At 43.4% G+C, this 14546-nt stretch carries 13 protein-coding genes; 7 read left to right on the forward strand and 6 right to left on the reverse strand.

Going from position 1 to position 14546, the window contains the following annotated elements:
- Positions 1 to 65: 65 nt before the first annotated feature.
- Positions 66 to 2849, reverse strand: coding sequence for a glycerol-3-phosphate 1-O-acyltransferase PlsB (gene plsB, locus AAEY78_RS00420; RefSeq protein ID WP_352336368.1), 2784 nt, complete (start codon positions 2847 to 2849; stop codon positions 66 to 68).
- 224 nt (positions 2850 to 3073) lie between these two features.
- Here plsB and ybaK point away from each other — a divergent pair, with 224 nt between their 5' ends.
- On the forward strand, positions 3074 to 3544 hold the full coding sequence (gene ybaK / locus AAEY78_RS00425; RefSeq protein ID WP_352336370.1) for a Cys-tRNA(Pro) deacylase: 471 nt from the start codon (positions 3074 to 3076) through the stop codon (positions 3542 to 3544).
- Between the two features lie 121 nt (positions 3545 to 3665).
- Entirely contained in the window at positions 3666 to 4040 is a 375-nt protein-coding gene (locus tag AAEY78_RS00430; RefSeq protein WP_352336372.1) for a 5-carboxymethyl-2-hydroxymuconate Delta-isomerase, read from the forward strand.
- 57 nt (positions 4041 to 4097) lie between these two features.
- On the opposite strand, the gene AAEY78_RS00435 is transcribed toward AAEY78_RS00430, so the two are convergent.
- Together AAEY78_RS00435 and AAEY78_RS00440 are read right to left on the reverse strand one after the other, a co-directional pair.
- The gene (locus AAEY78_RS00435) at positions 4098 to 4595 is read right to left on the reverse strand and encodes a hypothetical protein (protein WP_352336374.1); all 498 of its coding nucleotides are present in this window, start codon (positions 4593 to 4595) and stop codon (positions 4098 to 4100) included.
- A gap of 207 nt (positions 4596 to 4802) precedes the next feature.
- Positions 4803 to 6623 (reverse strand): acyl-CoA dehydrogenase C-terminal domain-containing protein, encoded by a 1821-nt coding sequence (locus AAEY78_RS00440; protein ID WP_352336375.1) that lies wholly within the window; start codon positions 6621 to 6623, stop codon positions 4803 to 4805.
- A 404-nt stretch (positions 6624 to 7027) separates the two neighbouring features.
- Between AAEY78_RS00440 and AAEY78_RS00445 the strand changes: the two genes are divergently transcribed.
- Entirely contained in the window at positions 7028 to 8140 is a 1113-nt protein-coding gene (locus AAEY78_RS00445) for an FUSC family protein (RefSeq protein WP_352336377.1), read from the forward strand.
- Here AAEY78_RS00445 and aroE read toward each other — a convergent pair.
- Positions 8137 to 9030 (reverse strand): shikimate dehydrogenase, encoded by an 894-nt coding sequence (gene aroE, locus AAEY78_RS00450; RefSeq protein WP_352336378.1) that lies wholly within the window; start codon positions 9028 to 9030, stop codon positions 8137 to 8139. The genes AAEY78_RS00445 and aroE overlap by 4 nt on opposite strands.
- 520 nt (positions 9031 to 9550) lie before the next feature.
- Here aroE and AAEY78_RS00455 point away from each other — a divergent pair.
- Together AAEY78_RS00455 and AAEY78_RS00460 are read left to right on the forward strand one after the other, a co-directional pair.
- Positions 9551 to 10231, forward strand: coding sequence for a hypothetical protein (locus tag AAEY78_RS00455; protein WP_352336380.1), 681 nt, complete (start codon positions 9551 to 9553; stop codon positions 10229 to 10231).
- Positions 10232 to 10305: 74 nt separating this feature from the next.
- Positions 10306 to 11247, forward strand: coding sequence for an aminotransferase class IV (locus AAEY78_RS00460; RefSeq protein ID WP_352336382.1), 942 nt, complete (start codon positions 10306 to 10308; stop codon positions 11245 to 11247).
- A gap of 5 nt (positions 11248 to 11252) precedes the next feature.
- Here the strand turns inward: AAEY78_RS00460 and AAEY78_RS00465 are convergent, their stop codons facing one another.
- Complete coding sequence (locus tag AAEY78_RS00465; RefSeq protein WP_352336384.1) at positions 11253 to 11441, reverse strand: DpnD/PcfM family protein; 189 nt, start codon at positions 11439 to 11441, stop codon at positions 11253 to 11255.
- A gap of 153 nt (positions 11442 to 11594) precedes the next feature.
- Here AAEY78_RS00465 and AAEY78_RS00470 point away from each other — a divergent pair, with 153 nt between their 5' ends.
- The gene (locus tag AAEY78_RS00470) at positions 11595 to 12173 is read left to right on the forward strand and encodes a hypothetical protein (RefSeq protein ID WP_352336386.1); all 579 of its coding nucleotides are present in this window, start codon (positions 11595 to 11597) and stop codon (positions 12171 to 12173) included.
- Between the two features lie 31 nt (positions 12174 to 12204).
- Here the strand turns inward: AAEY78_RS00470 and AAEY78_RS00475 are convergent, their stop codons facing one another.
- Positions 12205 to 12969, reverse strand: coding sequence for a DpnI domain-containing protein (locus AAEY78_RS00475; RefSeq protein WP_352336388.1), 765 nt, complete (start codon positions 12967 to 12969; stop codon positions 12205 to 12207).
- 149 nt (positions 12970 to 13118) lie between these two features.
- Between AAEY78_RS00475 and mltG the strand changes: the two genes are divergently transcribed.
- Positions 13119 to 14459 carry an endolytic transglycosylase MltG gene (gene mltG / locus AAEY78_RS00480; RefSeq protein ID WP_352336389.1) on the forward strand — a complete coding sequence of 447 codons (1341 nt, stop codon included), beginning with the start codon at positions 13119 to 13121 and terminating at the stop codon, positions 14457 to 14459.
- Positions 14460 to 14546 lie beyond the last annotated feature (87 nt).

Raw genomic sequence — 14546 nt, forward strand, 5'->3', positions numbered from 1 at the left:
TTTTTTATGGTGCTAGGGTTTACTGTCTTATTAAGCAGACTCATACTAATTAATAACTATTTTAATTAACGTTTACGCCCAAATTTACGCTGTTTCTTATTTTTAATTTCAGTCATGGCGTGTGCAATCGCTTCCTCATCCAAGCTTGCAACTTGTTGCAATATTTGCATCATATCCGGGCTGAGCACGTACTTGGCATGGTGGGCGATATCGTCAATACGTTTATCAAAGGTTAACATACCTGTTTCTGCATCGGTTTGGATATAATCCAAGCGTATCAGCGCATTAACAAAGCTTAAGAACAGCGCCCGATCAAAGAAATCTGGAATATCATCGGCGTACAATACCGATAAACGTTGACCGAGCAAATGGCACAAGTCAACCACTTCACCAGCCGTTAAATTGCCGGAGCCTTGCTGGGCAAGGAGCGCTAAAGTCATAAAATAACGCTCAAGGCTTTGTCCAACTGGCGTTGCCAATACTTCAAGCTGCTGATAACAGCGACTATTGGCATCAGGAACACTCAATATGCCATCGCCGAGATCAACAATCAGCCCATGCGCCTGCATATTGGTTATTTTTTGCTCAAGCGTTTCGGTCAAGTTGTGAGAAGGATAGTGTAAAAAAAGCTCACTTTGTAAAAACGGATACATTTGTGAGACGATGCCATCCAAGCGACTGCGTTCGATACGCCCGTTGCGTGCCACAAGTGCCGCTAAGAAAGACAGTAAAATAAATACATGCAAAATATTATTACGGAAATAACTAAGCAGCGCTGCTTGCTTGCCAGCAACTTGGATAATATCGCCTAAAATGTGCGGCGTGCGCTCAATCAGCTTGAGCTTAATACCATAATTAATAATATCCTGCGGACTCATATCGGTAATCACCGTATCGTCTGCATAAGGGATTTGGCGGGCAATATTCTGATACAGGGCGATTTGCTCGCGGCAAATAGCCTCATCAAGCGCCGCTTTTGGTGCAGATAATAATACCAAAGATAACAGCGATACTGGATTGACCACCGCAGCCTTATTGATATTTTGCATAATTTTGATGCCGATATTATCGACCATGGCGCTGGCTTTGGCATCAAGTGGGGTATCGGTGCGGTCATCCGGTAAGCTGTCTGCGGGCACATCGAACTTGGTCATAAAGTCGGTTAAATGCAGCGGTGTACCAAAGCTTAAATGCACATTACCAAAAATCCGCTCAATCTTACGACTGACTTTGAGCAGCCCCATCAGTGACTCTGACTCTTTAGGTTTCCCTTTGAGCTCACCGATATAGGTGCCGCCCTCCATGATGCGCTCGTAACCGATATAGGTGGGGATAAATACCACTGGTTTAACGGTTTGGCGCAATTGGCTGTGCACGGTCATTGCTAGCATGCCCATTTTCGGTGGTAGCAAGCGCCCTGAGCGCGAGCGTCCCCCTTCAATAAAGTATTCAATCGGTGTTTTTCGAGTGATAAGGGTATGCAAATATTCACGTAAAACGGCAGTATAAAGGGCATTACCACGGAAACTACGACGAATAAAGAATGCTACCGCACCGCGTAAAAAGGGTCCCAATACCGGCACATCTAAGTTATCACCAGCGGCAATATAAGGGATGCTTAAACCACGTTTATAAATCACGTAGGATAATAATAAATAATCGACATGGCTACGATGACACGGGACATAAATAATCTCATGATCCATAGCCAGCTCACGCACGCGTTCAAAATGATGGACATCAACGCCATCATACAGCTGCGTCCATAACCACGTTAAAAAGCGATCAAAGATACGGATAATAGGGTAGGAGTAATCATTGACCATTTCATTAGCATAGCCTTTAGCAATACTGCGTGCCTCACGTACAGTCTTATCGGTTGCCGTGGCTTCTTTTTCTATCGCGTGTTTGATGGCTGGCGAGTAAATTAGCTTGTCGACCAAATTGCGTCTGTCCGACAAGTCAGGACCGAGCATACTGGCACGCTGCTTATCTAGATATACATTTAACTGATGTTGCAATGTGCGAACCAATTCACGATTGGCATCAGCGGACGGCACTAACGTATGACCTAAAACTTCTTTAGCAACATTAGTATTAATATTAACGCTGTCTAAAGAACTATTAATAATATCTGTGGTTTGCGCTGTAATTTGCACATCGTTTTGCACTTCTGAGTTATCTGAATCTAAACTCTCATAAATCAGATGACGCAAATCTTGCGGTGCATGGAACTGGACAAAGGTATCACGTCCCATCACCCCAATATTAAATAACTGCTTGGTGATGGTCGGGTCTTCCCAGCCGTCAGTCATCAACAGACGGAATAAGGAATCTTCCTTTTCAGGGGCGCGTCCCCACAGAATCGAGACGGGCACGAGACGAATCTTAAGCGCTGGATATTGTAACGTGGCGGCAACCAGGCGTGATAAGCGCGGTGACAGCTGATTGTCCTTTGCCTTTGGATGATGCAAAAATATTATCGCGGCATTTTCATCGAGTTGATAAGTAGGGTCAGTTACCCCGACCAATGCAGGTGGCAACTGACACTCTTGCGTTTGCAAATCAATCAAGATACTGTTAGAACGTGAGTAATCTTGCAGCACATAAAAAGTCAGTGTGTCATCGTCCGTCGCAATCTCTGGCAGCTCGCCCAATAATTTTGGCTTAACCGCCACATCAAGGACTTGCCCTGATAGCTTACGATACAGCTGATTGATTGGCGCTTTGGTATAGGTTGCCGGTGCAATTTTTTGGCTATCAGCGGCTTGCGTATTATTATTGAGAGCGGTATCAGAAGATAGCGTCGAGGCTTTAGACATCCGCTTTTTTAGAAACGTCGGTATCATAATAAGAAGTCAAATTTTGTGAAATATAATATCCTTATGATGCCATAAAAGTGCATAAAGCGATATATCGCCTCCGTATCTGAGCGGAATATTATAGTCACTTACGTAGCCAAACGTTTCACTGCGCAAATTTTTTGCGTAAAATAATAAAATTACTTGTGCCTAAATTTTATTACCATCGTTGTGAGTTATTATCCATCTCTTTTTCTTCATTGTGAGACATTATGACGCCTGCTATTAATCTTGCCAAACAACGTAAACTTACCTATCAGCTTCATGAGTATACGCATGACGAAGGTGCGGCTTCGTATGGGTTGGAAGCAGCTGAGAAATTAGCGGTGGCAGGTGAGCAAGTATTTAAAACCTTGGTGGTAGCAACGGAGGCAGGCGTGCTAGCGGTTGCTATTGTTCCCGTAACAACCACATTAAATTTAAAAAAAATGGCAAAGGCGCTGGGCTGCAAAAAGGTACAGATGGCAGACCCCAAACAAGTCGAGCGTAGCACCGGTTATGTGCTAGGTGGCGTTAGTCCATTAGGGCAAAAAAAGCGCTTATCGACTGTCATTGATAGTTCGGCAGCGCATAGCGCGACTATCTATGTGAGCGCGGGTCGTCGTGGGCTTGAGATTGAGCTACCACCAATGCAATTGGCGACCACTCTGAATGCTAATTTTGCAGATATTGCAGATAGTTGAAAACTATCGATTCACAGCAACTTATAGCGATTTATAGTAACTCATAGTGAGAATAAATAATTAAATCGATAATCATGTACTCTTAATAACTCTCATAGCTTCCATTCTAAGGATAAATTTTATGCCACATTTAACCATTCAAGCAACGCCTAACGTTTCTATTCCTCATGCCGAATCACTGCTCAAAACGTTAAATAAAGCGCTTTGGGATACGGGATATTTTAAACAAGCTACTGATATTAAGGCGCGTATATTGCCAGTAAATACTTTTTTGGTAGGTGTTGAGGATGATGAGCAAATGCATGGCTTTATTTATGCGCATTTAAAATTGATGCCAGGGCGTGACGCTACTATTCACGATAGTCTTGCGCAATTATTGATGAAAACGATAGAAGACAAATTAGCAGACGCGCAATCAGGACGCGCTCAATTGCAAATCTGTGTCGAAGTAGAAGAGCTTAGCTCTATATATCAGAAGAAAATACTCGGTAGTTAATTGATATAAATAGTAACATTTTTTGTATCGACACCTTATCGTCGCTTTATCGGTATTTTATTCACACAGAGACTGACTGGCGTATTTAGGCAAAATGATTATCTCGGTCGTATAGCCTGCTGTTTTACCGTCAGTTGCCATTAAGTTACGTACCATACATAGTCGATATTTGCCCGATGCTGGCAGGCAGCCTTGATAAATAATGCCGCCTTTAGTACCGTCTTGAGTGCCATCCGGCATATATAAGACGCCAACATTTGCGGTCTCAGTGGTGCCGGTTAGTGGCGTAATATTAATGATGGCGTATTGACCTTTTGCGGCGCTAAATTGATACCAATGCTCGTTTTGTTTTGGGCTTAATTTACCCGTAATTTTGGTACTAATTTGACCTTTAGCAAAACGAATAGGCATGTCTGTTGCTGACTGAACCGCTGATTGAGCAGTTAATACAGGCGAGTTATTAGTAGCCGCTTGTGCGCCAGTTATAGTGGTTAGGCTAATAATGGTAATAGTGGCAATAGTAGGAAGCAAAGAAGTAATAGATAATGGCGACATGATAACTTCCCATAATTTAAAATTGTGATAATGCTAAGTGTAGGTAAAATTCCTTATTGGTTCAGTAGCGCACGTATTATCAGCTAAATCAATTATCAAGTAATAAGTATCAATTAATAAGTATCAATTAATAAGTATCAAGAATTAAAAAAAGCGCCCAATTTAATTGAGCGCTTTTTTTAAGATTTTATGAGCATTCAGCCCTTTTTAATCTAAAAAGGCAAAGCTATCAATATCCATACTGGTCATACTCTCGCTTGGCGCAACCATACCTTCAGCGTGACCTGAGGTACGTGGCAGTACTTTATCAAAGTAAAATTCAGCGGTTTGAATTTTTGCTTTATAGAATTCTGGTGATTCTGTGCCGCCATTTTCTAGCTTATCATAAGCCACTGCCGCCATGCGCGCCCAGTGATAGCCCATCATCGCGTAGCCTGAATACATTAGGAAGTCGTCAGAAGCGGCGGAGATGATTTCGCGGTCTTTACGTGCCATGAGCATCAAGCGCACGGTTAAAGTATTCCATTCAGCACAAATTTTGGTCAATGCCCATACGAATTTACGCATGTCTTTATCAAGGGCATACTCGCCACACCATTTCATGATACTCGAGGTATAATCGCGGATGATTTTACCTCTTGACTGTAAAATTACTTTACGACCAAGTAAATCTAGTGCCTGAATGCCGGTCGTTCCTTCGTACATGGTGGCAATACGTGCATCACGAGCAATCAGCTCCATGCCCCATTCTTTAATATAACCGTGTCCGCCGTAAATTTGCTGACCATGTTTTGCCGCCTCAATACCAAGTTCGGTTAAGAAACCTTTGAGAATAGGCGTGTAGAAACCAAGCTTATCATCCCATTTTTCAAACTCAGCCTCATCGCCATTAACGATACCTTGAGTCATTTTATCAGCATAACGCGCGGCATGATAAATCATCGAGCGACCACCTTCGGCAAAGGCTTTTTGAATCAGCAGCATGCGCCGTACGTCAGCATGATGAATAATAGCATCAGCTACTTTCTCAGGGTCTTTAACGCCAGACAAAGCACGCATTGAACGGCGGTCTTTGGCATAAGGCAGGGCATTTTGGAAAGATAATTCAGTATGCGCCAGACCTTCGATACCAGTACCGATACGCGCGGTATTCATAAAGGTAAACATCGCCTTTAGACCTTTATTCGGCTCACCAATCAAGTAAGCTGAGGCATTATCAAAGTTCAAGACGCAGGTTGCTGATGAGTTAATACCCATTTTATGTTCAATAGAACCACAGCTTACGCCATTACGCTCGCCAATTTCACCTTCAGCATTTGGCAAGAATTTTGGTACAATAAATAAGGAAATACCGCGTGTGCCTTCTGGTGCATCCGGTAGGCGTGCCAATACAATATGCACAATATTCTCTGTTAAATCATGCTCACCACTTGAGATAAAAATCTTGGTGCCAGACAACTTATAGCTACCATCAGCTTGCGGAATGGCCTTGGTTTTCACCTGACCCAAATCTGTACCACACTGCGGCTCAGTCAAACACATGGTGCCTGCCCATGCGCCTTCGACCAATTTATGTAAATAGGTCTCTTTTTGCTCATCCGTGCCGTATTGCATCAAGGTATTGATACAGCCGGTTGATAAGCCCGGATACATTGCCCAAGGCCAGTTTGCCGTACCGATAATTTCTGCTTTAATCAGGTTAATTGACATCGGTAAATTCATGCCACCGTATTGCTCAGGGTAGGAGATACCGTGCCAGCCGCCTTCTACAAACTGATCGTACGCTTCTTTATAGCCTTTTGGCGTGGTCACGACGCCATTTTCAAAATGACAGCCTTCAGCATCGCCAGTTTGGTAAATAGGCAACAGCACATCTTGGGCAAAATCTGCCATGCCTTGCAAAATCATATCGATGGTTTCGGGGTCAGCATTAGCGCCATTATCTAAGTCTTTATAATGCTTTTGAAAGTTAAACACATCATTCATCAAAAACTTGATATCACGCAATGGAGCTTTGTAAGTTAACATAATCATTCTCTTTAATAAGTGGGTCTCGTCAATAGGCATGGGAGTGCGCTAAGTGAATTTATATCAGTATATTTATTTTAATAAGGTCAACTAAATGCTTAAGACAGTCGGCTAAAAGTAATAAATGGTCGTACTAAAAATGATATATTTCTCTCTTAATACAATAACTTTTTATTAAGACAACATGGTTGCGAGCAACGTTGTAATAATGCCTCTAATCATAGGGCTTAAGATTTGCATACTCTGTATATGCCTTGCAGCGTTCTTGTTAGTATAGATTTTCTAATTCTACAAAACTACTGTCGTTAACTAATATTCATACCTTTTCAATATAGTTATTACCTTAAGTTATGATTATAGTTCAAATAACCCTCCGTTAAATACCATCCATTAGGATTTTGTTCATGAATACCTCGCCGCATTTAGTCACCCTAAAACGCATGATTGATGGAGAGCTTAACCATTTGCTCACGATCAATAAAAGCCGTAGACCATGGCATGTGCCCTTTATGGCGGCGACTGCTATTAGTGTGCCGGTGTTTGTGGGTGCTTATTTTGGCGATTTGCCGTCCGGAATAAAGGCATCATTGGGGGCGATGGTGATATTGAATTTACCATTAGTAGGCAAGCTGCCGTATCGAATAGTGACGATGCTGGCGTGGAGCTTTGCGATGTCACTGTGTTTTGCGCTTGGGCTGATTGCTCAGCAAGTGCCTATTTTAAGGTTGCCGGTTTTTACCGTCGTATCCTTTGTTGTGGTGCTGTTAGGACGTTATTATCGACAGCCGCCACCGTCAGGGTTATTTATTATGATGGCAATGGCGATTGCGCTGTTTATCCCGCTACCCTTAGCGCAAGTGCTGCCAGCAACAGGTATGGTACTATTGGGCAGCAGTTTTGCAGTTATCATGGCGCTGTTTTATTCAGTGTTTTTAGTCCTTACGCGCCCCGTATTACCCGCGCCAAGCTATACTTATGAGCCAGATACCATAAGCGAAAGTCTGATTGTGACGGCTTTTGTGAGTATAACTTTGTTACTGGCAATGACCCTTGAGATGTCCAATCCTTACTGGGCAGCGGTGAGCTGTTTTATAATTATTCAAGGGATTCATCTGCGTACAATATGGATTAAGCAGTTGCACCGCCTGCTTGGAACGATGATAGGGATTGGGCTGGCAAGTTGGATGCTGTCATGGGGATTGTCGATGTGGGGCGTGGCAACGGCATTGCTGGTGATGGTGCTAAGTATTGAATCGTTGATTGACCGTCATTATGGGCTTGCGGTGATATTTATCACGCCATTAACGATATTTATTGCCGAATATGGCAGTGGTCTGCCGCTTGTGCCTGAGATGTATGGCGAGATTATTCAGGCGCGGCTGCTTGATACCGCGCTTGGGTGTCTGATGGGATTAAGTGGTGGATTGGCAATGCATTCAACGGCGCTGAGAACACCGCTGCGCCGATTTGAGCATTGGTTACTCAGCCACTTTGATGAAAATAAAAACGCGAGTTAGCTGGATTTTTGTTTTAACATCGTCGTTGCCTGCGTGACATCAATGCTATGTCCTGTCCAACGCTCAAAACTGAGTGCCGCCTGTCCAATCAACATCCCGTAGCCGTCTGAAGTTTGGGCACCACGGGTAGCGAAATGCTGTAAAAATGGTAACTCGCGCCCGTACATCATATCGTATGCCTGATTACAGTTTAAGTTATCAGATAAAGGCAAGGTCTCACCACTTAGCCCGATAGAGGTGGCATTAATAATAATATCAAAATGTCCGGATAGCTCGGCAGTTGCGCAACTTTTAATATTATGCTGCGCGATAGTTGAGCTCGCTGCGCTTAGCTCCGTTACCAAGTCTGCCGCTTTACTCATGGTACGATTGGCAATCGTTAGTGTCGCAATACCTGCTTGAATCAGCGGCAGTATCGCCCCCCGCGCTGCGCCACCGGCACCAATAATCGCCACGCGTGCTCCCTCAAGCTGCCAGCCTAGGCTTGTGATATGATTGACCAAGCCTTGTCCATCGGTATTATCACCATACAGCGCCTCGTTGACCGCTGCGCCATTATTTAGCATTTCCTGATTTAATAATAACGTATTAACGGCACCTGCAATACGCGCATGCTCAGACACGCCGCCTTGCGCCAAACACTGCTCGTAAGCCAGCTGTTTAAACGGCACCGTAACATTTGCGCCCACACCGCCGCCTTGAAAAAATGCCTCAACCACCGCAGTAAAGCTTGCAGCATCATCGGGACAATATTGACGCCCATAACGGATAGCACAGCCTGTTTGGTTAGCGAATACCTCATGAATCTCAGGGGATTTACTGTGGGCAATCGGATTGCCAATAACGATAAAGTGCTGTCTGGTTTGGGTCATGGTTGGTTTGGTTATCATAAAGGTATTGCCCATCGAAAGTGAAAGATAAGATTTAAAAAATGAACCGTGCTGGCTGCCAAATGTTATTAATATTAGGCGTGACTGTATTAACAAACCACATTAACACGCTCTATTAGCGCGTTTGCTCAAATGGAACTTTCAATATTAGAGCTTTTAATAAAATTGCTAAAAAATTTCCATGAAAGTTGCCAGGACGACTGCAATCAAGCGTTAGATAAGCGCCGAACAATCATTGAACAAGCACCAAACAAGGTTCTTAACAAATTTCTACTGCCTGCGATTGTTACGCGTAACGTAAAGGCTAGTCAAGGGCTGGGCAGTTGGGTACACTATAAAATATATTGATTTAACCACTGCCCGTGCTAACTCGCAATCAATAAAAGCACTTAATAAGAGCAACTAATAAAGTGGCGCAATCACTAAAAAATTATTTATACCTATCATTATTAGCAGCGAGGCAGTCATTCGCTGATTAATATTATTCTGAGACCCCTATAAAACTGTGAGTAAATGACCCATGCGGAACAACACCCTACAGAATTTTGCCATTGGTATCACTATGATTGCAGGCGTCTCCTTGAGTGCATGTGACAACTCAAATAAAACGGTGGGTGACGCCGCCTCTGATACCAGTAGCGAGCAAACGCCGAGTGCAGAGTCAAAACCGGCAGCTACAACGGCAGACTTGGACGGTGCCACAGCTGGACAAGGGCTACCGGTCAATTATGACTTATCGACATGGAGCAAAGACAGTGTCGAGTCGCTAGCCATCAACGATTTGGATAAAATACAAGCCACCTTTGGAAAGGTGCTGAGTACTGATGAGAACAGCCTAGACTACGCCAGTAATCCAGCAACTAAATACCGTTTTATGACGACCGACGCCCCTTATCTTGACCTTATTGACTCGACCAAATATTTAGAAATGGGCTGGTATTTTGCCAATCCAACCGATAATGATAAAGAAAAAGAACTGAGCCGTGCCCATGCCAAAAAAGCTTATAAACTGTCGCGTCAGCTGATGGGTGACGAAGGCGGTGCCTTGATTGCAGATATGCTTGGCGGTCAAATTATCAAAAACAAAACCATGGGTGGTCAAAAGATAGAGCTGGCGAAATGTGAGTTTTACAGCTGTATGCTGGTGCTTAATAAGTCTGGGGCAGAGCCAGCAGTTGCTGAGCCAGTGGCAAGTAATTAATCAAATGATTAATAAATTATGAATTTTAGACGATAATTGTGAAACACTAGCCATACAGAACAGATTAAACCCTTATGCTTACACAATCGGATGGCTGGTATTGCCTGCAGTCGTATGACGCAGAAAATACAGCAGATAGCACCGTGCCACATACGAGCGGCATTAGCTTGGATAATCGAGGTCTGGCCTATGGCGATGGGTTTTTTACCACCATGGGCGTGGTGGGTGGCGCTATATTATGGCAAGACTATCATCAGCAGCGCATTCGTTCTCACGCTACCGCATTACAGCTCGATATTGATAGCAATGCACTATTAATAACTGTGCAAAAATATGCCCAAACGCTACAGCACGGTATGCTTAAACTTATCATCACTCGCGCCCCGCAAGCCATACGCGGTTATGGTTTTGTGCCCTGCGCATCCGGTAGTGCCTGCGAGATTTGGTTAAAAGCAGCTGCCATGACCATTATCACATCCGAACATTGGCAACTGCCCGATGGTAAACGCTTACCGATACAGCCTGCCATATCTGCTACGTGTTTGACCGCGCAACTTGCCTGCCTGCCGCCACCTTTAGCGGGTCTAAAAAGCTTGAATCGTCTGGATAATGTTCTTGCTAGTGGTGAGTTACAGCATATTAAGCAGACTTATCCAATAATAGGCGAAGGGTTAGTGCGTGATATGAATGGGCACTGGGTTGAGGGCACAATGAGCAACGTATTTTATCGTCTCAATTCTCAAATCAACTCTCAAAAACAAACTGACGATACAGCAGACCAATCCGTTACTAGCCAATGGTTTACGCCACCGCTTGACTGCTCAGGCGTGCGTGGGGTGATGCGCGCGGTTATCATAGATGGGTTTGCAACGTCTGCGACACCGATTATGGAACGACCGCTGATGGACGAGGATTTGCCTTATTTATCACAACTATTTTTTTGTAATGCACTGCGCGGTGTGATGCCAGTGAGTTCGCTGACGTTACTGACGGGTGAAATCATCAATTTTGTATGAGTATTTTATTCGACAACTTCAAATTCCGTACTCTGATAATCCTCTGAACCTAAAACAATTTCTTCATTTTGATAAAGTGCTTGAATACTTGATAAAGCGCTTTGTTCGTCTTTAGCATTAACCTTAATCACTCTGCTTAAGGTTTCCGTTATTTCTATGTGAAAAATTCTTTTCATGGCTACTGCTTTATTCATGCTATGCGCCCGCAAATTTTAACCCTATCCATTGGCAAAATTATGTCACCTCATTATTGGGGCGACTCAAAAGAAGTGATCGTCTTTTGTTAAGCAAGCTTGTTTCAGCAGGAAAATCGATCAATGATCCTTTTTTTAAAAGGAGAAATATCGATGCGCTCAATTTATCGCTTGAGTTATAAAGAAGAACGACTGCCACTTCCCATTCGTCGATTATTAATTTTTAATGAAATTTGTCGTAAGGCTAAGCTTAAACCCAATAAGGTGGTTTATTTATTACCGCATACCAAACAGGCATTTGGGGTCATGTATTTGCAAGACCGCAAAAAATATATCGCCTACGGTGGTATGTTTGAATATGCGCATTTACGGCGTGATGTGGTCAAGCAAGGCGTGCATCGTTTACCGCATTATGAATATATCATGTGCGCCATTACCATAAAACGGCAAGCTTTTACCAAACCTGTGCGCACACCCGTTGAGCTGCTGTGGCACTGGCAAGATTATGTCAAGAATAGACGCTATACCTATTTAGATATTGATGAACAGCCCTTTTTTCCTGTCAATGACGAGTTGGAAATAGCGTATCCGCCGCATCGTTATCATGAACGTTTGGTCGCTTGCGAATATTTACCGCTTTGGGATGAGCAAAAAATATTAACGACACCCGCTTATAAAGATAACAAAGGACGGTTGCGAGCTAAGGGCTATCCTGAAAAACGCTTGATATAAATCACAATGGCTATCCTATTTTCTAATAAAGTTATTTTATTTTTCGATAATGTCCACGCGCTAAAAACTCAATAATACCTTTATCGCGTAGCACTTGTAATTGCTGACGAATTTTATCTTGAATATGATTATTATTAGGATGTTTGCCTTGTAGCTCGTCAACAAAATGATAGACTTGTTGTAAAGTAAACTGCTCATCAAGTCTATCAATGCATTGCCAAATATCTAATGTCCAACCACGCGCTCGCTGCGTTTGTGTGCGCAAAAATAGCGTTTGCTGAAATTGTTGGCTGACAATATTTTTTGCAATAATTTGCTGATTTTTAACCAAAAATACCTTGCCCGATTCAGGCACTTTGCGCAAATCAATATTGCAGCCAACCCAACCTGCACGCTTTGCCGTGATTGATAATGGCTTACGCTTAACAATCATATCCGGCTTAAAAAAATGCTTGGGAATGATTAAAAAATTATTAACGCTTAGCTCTTTCGAATAGGTCAAAAAGAAAAAGCTGGGGTTATCGTCACTATTAATACGCTGCATCATGGTGTCATACGCGCCATCATTAATAATATGGCTCAGGCTGCCTTTTTTACTTTTAAGCTCATATTGCTCCGCACAATTGGGACAATAAAAATCAGCGACAGGTTGGTTGTTGGCAAATTCGGACAGTGCCGGTGTATTACAACTGGGACAATAGCCATTATTTTTGACCCAATCTTCACTAAGCACACGAATGATTTGTGACGGCGAGCGATAGTTCTCTGCCAGTTTTTGGTCAAAATTTAGATTCATAATGTGGTGCCATAGAATAGAGATAGTTAGGTGATTTGATAGCTGAATTAGGTAGCACTAAGCAAATAAGCCTTGCCACCAAACAAATAATATTGAAAAGCGTGCAGTTCAATGCTAAATTCTAGCAAACTTCTGTCTTACGAGTAGCCATGAGCACGCCGACACCTGAAAAACCCTCTCATAATAATGATAATACGTCATCAACGCCCAGTGATGCCAGCCTCGATACCAGTCATGACACGCGTTCAACAACCACTGAGCCCTTACCAGCTGATGCTGTTGATACGGCATCCCATCAAGGTAATCAAGAGGTAGATGAGCGAGATGCGCCCGCAGAAGCGGATAAAGCGCCAGCGACGGACATCTCATTGATTAATGAGCCCAGCAGCACCCGCCATTATAAAACCGATAACCCGTCCTTTTTTATGCAGCGTGGCTATCAGATATTGCTGGTGTTGGGGCTGATTGCCGCTTTTGTTTTGGTGATGGTTTATCAGACCTTATTCGGTCGGATTACCCAGCCGCAGCAATTGGTGACAGTTGAGCACGGCGATACCTATTATGGTTTGCTACCGCAGTGGCAAAACGTGCCGCTGTTTTCGGCGAGCCTTGCTAAGCTTTATATCAAATCGCGCGTTGATGCGCCATTGCATGCCGGCGTCTATCAATTACCTGAAAATCCATCGCTTTCCAGCGTGCTAAAAGTGCTTGAACAAGGCGCAAAAGTGGCAATGATTAAGGTGCAAGTGATAGAAGGTAAAACCTCAAAAGACTTATACCAAACCCTACGTGACGCCGAAGGTATCAAAAAAGAAGTGCTTACCAATGATGCGGACAATGCCAGTATCGCTCAAGCGCTGGAGCTAAATAGTATCCTACCGGGTACAGTGACCAGTAGCCAAGATTATATCGTTAATCATAACTTGGAAGGCTGGTTTGCACCTGACACCTATTATTATGGCGAAGGCGCAACTGACAAGCAGATATTGACCGACTTATATAAGCTGCAACAAAAAGCCTTGACCAAAGCGTGGGAGAATCGCGCGCCCAATCTGCCGTATAAAACCCCGTATGAGGCGCTGATAATGGCGTCTATTATTGAGAAAGAAACCAGCGTTGCCGAAGAGCGTCCTTTAGTTTCAGCGGTATTTAATAATCGCTTTAAGAAAGGCATGCGCATGCAAACTGACCCGACCATTATCTATGGGATGGGCAGTGGTTATGAGGGCAATATTCGCCGTAAAGATATTGATGAAAAAACCTCTTATAATACCTATCAGATTGATGGTCTACCGCCGACACCGATTTCCTTACCATCAGCCGCATCGATTGAAGCCACCTTACATCCGGCAGATAGTGACGTGCTGTATTTTGTAGCAACCGGTAATGGCGGTCATAAATTTACCAATAGCTTGGCAGGACACAATCAAGCGGTTAAAGACTATCTAAGCGTGATACGTGAGAAAAAAGCGCAAGCGCCTGCGCAATAAGCTGTTTTGAACGTAAATTGTTTTGACCGTAAACCGTTTTAGCGGTCAGTAATGATAGTCGTACCTATGATTTATATAAGGTAATGT

Origin of the sequence: Psychrobacter sp. 16-MNA-CIBAN-0192, assembly GCF_040309565.1 — a bacterium.
GTDB lineage: Bacteria > Pseudomonadota > Gammaproteobacteria > Pseudomonadales > Moraxellaceae > Psychrobacter.

Excerpts from the sequence above, each read along its gene's own strand:
- plsB (WP_352336368.1), bottom strand. The coding sequence starts at position 2,849 with ATGATACCGACGTTTCTAAAAAAGCGGATGTCTAAAGCCTCGACGCTA.
- ybaK (WP_352336370.1), top strand. The coding sequence starts at position 3,074 with ATGACGCCTGCTATTAATCTTGCCAAACAACGTAAACTTACCTATCAG.
- AAEY78_RS00430 (WP_352336372.1), top strand. The coding sequence starts at position 3,666 with ATGCCACATTTAACCATTCAAGCAACGCCTAACGTTTCTATTCCTCAT.
- AAEY78_RS00435 (WP_352336374.1), bottom strand. The coding sequence starts at position 4,595 with ATGTCGCCATTATCTATTACTTCTTTGCTTCCTACTATTGCCACTATT.
- AAEY78_RS00440 (WP_352336375.1), bottom strand. The coding sequence starts at position 6,623 with ATGTTAACTTACAAAGCTCCATTGCGTGATATCAAGTTTTTGATGAAT.
- AAEY78_RS00445 (WP_352336377.1), top strand. The coding sequence starts at position 7,028 with ATGAATACCTCGCCGCATTTAGTCACCCTAAAACGCATGATTGATGGA.
- aroE (WP_352336378.1), bottom strand. The coding sequence starts at position 9,030 with ATGATAACCAAACCAACCATGACCCAAACCAGACAGCACTTTATCGTT.
- AAEY78_RS00455 (WP_352336380.1), top strand. The coding sequence starts at position 9,551 with ATGCGGAACAACACCCTACAGAATTTTGCCATTGGTATCACTATGATT.
- AAEY78_RS00460 (WP_352336382.1), top strand. The coding sequence starts at position 10,306 with ATGCTTACACAATCGGATGGCTGGTATTGCCTGCAGTCGTATGACGCA.
- AAEY78_RS00465 (WP_352336384.1), bottom strand. The coding sequence starts at position 11,441 with ATGAATAAAGCAGTAGCCATGAAAAGAATTTTTCACATAGAAATAACG.
- AAEY78_RS00470 (WP_352336386.1), top strand. The coding sequence starts at position 11,595 with ATGCGCTCAATTTATCGCTTGAGTTATAAAGAAGAACGACTGCCACTT.
- AAEY78_RS00475 (WP_352336388.1), bottom strand. The coding sequence starts at position 12,969 with ATGAATCTAAATTTTGACCAAAAACTGGCAGAGAACTATCGCTCGCCG.
- mltG (WP_352336389.1), top strand. The coding sequence starts at position 13,119 with ATGAGCACGCCGACACCTGAAAAACCCTCTCATAATAATGATAATACG.